This window comes from Halocynthiibacter namhaensis (assembly GCF_000812685.1).
Taxonomy (GTDB): Bacteria; Pseudomonadota; Alphaproteobacteria; order Rhodobacterales; family Rhodobacteraceae; genus Halocynthiibacter; species Halocynthiibacter namhaensis.
In genome coordinates this window covers 1-1935 of the sequence record NZ_JWIF01000037.1, presented here as the reverse complement: position 1 = coordinate 1935, position 1935 = coordinate 1, and the positions used below count along the sequence as shown (strand labels likewise).

Here is a 1935-nt window from a genome sequence, read left to right as displayed (position 1 = left end):
GCCGACGCCTTCTTCAGGATCTCATTGGCCTGGCGAAGTTCCTTGTTCTCTCGTTCCAATTCTTTGATGCGGTCCCTTTCTTCGGTTGTCAGGCCTGCGCGCTGACCCTCATCACGTTCCGCTTGTTGGCACCAGATACGCAGGCTGTCAGGGGAACAGCCAAGCTTGGGCGCGATCGCTTTGTGTGCGGCTGAATCGCTGGAATAATTGACACGGTTTTCTCGAAAAAGCCGAACGCCACGTTCACGCAGCTCAGTCGGATAGGCGGGGGTATGTTTCTTCTTTGTCATAGGGCTCACCTTTGGAGTGTTTTACTCTCCGGTAAAACCGGGGCGGTTCATAGTTTGTTGCGCAGTGGACCAAGATCGCTGTTCTGGCGGTCTTTGATATCGGAGATGTAATCGCGCATTTGATCTGAGACCTTGGATCGAATGATAGATTGCGTTTCATCGACTGAGGGCAAGTTTTCAGGTGAACCGAGTTTAGAAGTTACGTCTTTGGTTTTGAGACCTGCCCATTTGGCAATCGAATGAACATTGCCATCAACATCCAACGCAACAAATCCACGCCGATCACCACGAGCGAGGAAATAACCTCGATCCTCAAGCGCGTTCTTGAAACCGATCTGACTATCGCAGCGTTCCCATGCCTGTTGAAATGTTTGCTTGATTTCACGCGGATCAAGCCCTTGGCGTTTGGCTTGTTGCCATTCTTCCAATGTAAAATTGAGCGGTGATTTGTTGCCGTAGGTCGCCAAACCATCGGGCAATTCCCATCCATGATCCAGAAACAGATCACGCGATAAATCCCGCAGCTTGTTTTTGAAATGGGGCAAATTGATAGCCTTCATTTCGTCAGCATCGATACGCGACCACACCACATGGGCGTGGCGACGACCTTCTTTCTCATGCATGACAATCGCGCGGGGCTGATCACTCAGTCCCAGTTGTTGTTCTGCGCGGTCTGCTGCCTCAAGGAAGTCCTGTTCGGTGGCGATATGATCCTGTGGTGGGTTTAAGCTAAGAGAAAACATGAATTGCTTACATTGGGTGGCCTTGGAAATCGCGTGCATCTCAGAGAGCGCACCATGAAGTTGATCTGATGAAAAATCACGCAACTCTAAGCATGACACATGATCATTGTCACGATCATTCATCAGATGGTCGGCCAGTGCCTTTGCACCAGAGCGTTGAGAGCCTTTGAGGATCATGATTTTACTCCCAAGGCCTGCATCAATGTTGACCGCATCCAAGCCACTTCGGCAACAGCACGCTTGAGGTCTTCCTCCAATTCAGGATCGACCATCAGAGTGCCCAGATTGAGATGTTTGGCGATCTGGTTGAGGTTGTTGGCTTGCCGCGTTTGGGCAAGGCGGGCTAGAACCTCTGCCAAGAGCTGTTGCTCCGCAACAGGTGGTTTCCGCCGCTTCCGATATTTGGGAGCTTCAGCGGCAAAAACCACGGACTTTATATACGAGGACAGCGGCATCGCCCCAGCTTGGGATTCAAGCTGAGATCGTTCGTCTGGGGTTAGGCGCAATGAAAACGGTGCGAGGCGACTCATGGGCGCGGCCCTCGCAGGATCGTGGTTTTGTGATCCTTGAGAACATCATTCCAACGCTCAAGTTCTTCAAATATCTCTTCAAAATCTGGATTTGAAACACTGTCAGATGAACCGCCCCGGTTTTACCGGAGAGTTGTTGGTTCAAATATTAAGCTGCTTTTTCAGCGGCATTCAAGGCTTCATAGAAGTTCTCCTCTGCTTCATGGGGGGTGATGTAATCGATTTTGCTGTGTAGGCGTTTTTTGTTGTACCAGTTCACCCATTTCAGGGTTTCCCATTCGATCTGTCCAACAGATTTCCAAGGCCCCATAAAATCGATGACCTCGGTTTTGAACAGACCGATTGTGCTTTCCGCTAGAGCGTTGTCATAGC

4 protein-coding genes are annotated in these 1935 nt (G+C 50.3%); all 4 read right to left on the bottom strand.

Annotated elements, in window-relative coordinates; translation table 11 throughout:
* On the bottom strand, positions 1-290 hold a 290-nt coding region (locus RJ38_RS05955; protein WP_039017978.1), incomplete at its 3' end, for a transposase.
* A 47-nt stretch (positions 291-337) separates the two neighbouring features.
* Positions 338-1210, bottom strand: coding sequence for a relaxase/mobilization nuclease domain-containing protein (locus RJ38_RS05950; RefSeq protein ID WP_082005653.1), 873 nt, complete (start codon positions 1208-1210; stop codon positions 338-340).
* The gene (gene mobC, locus RJ38_RS05945; protein ID WP_039017977.1) at positions 1207-1563 is read right to left on the bottom strand and encodes a plasmid mobilization relaxosome protein MobC; all 357 of its coding nucleotides are present in this window, start codon (positions 1561-1563) and stop codon (positions 1207-1209) included. The genes RJ38_RS05950 and mobC overlap by 4 nt, the downstream gene beginning before the upstream one ends.
* A gap of 148 nt (positions 1564-1711) precedes the next feature.
* A partial coding sequence (locus RJ38_RS05940; RefSeq protein ID WP_039017976.1) for an integrase core domain-containing protein occupies positions 1712-1935 on the bottom strand: 224 nt, incomplete at its 5' end.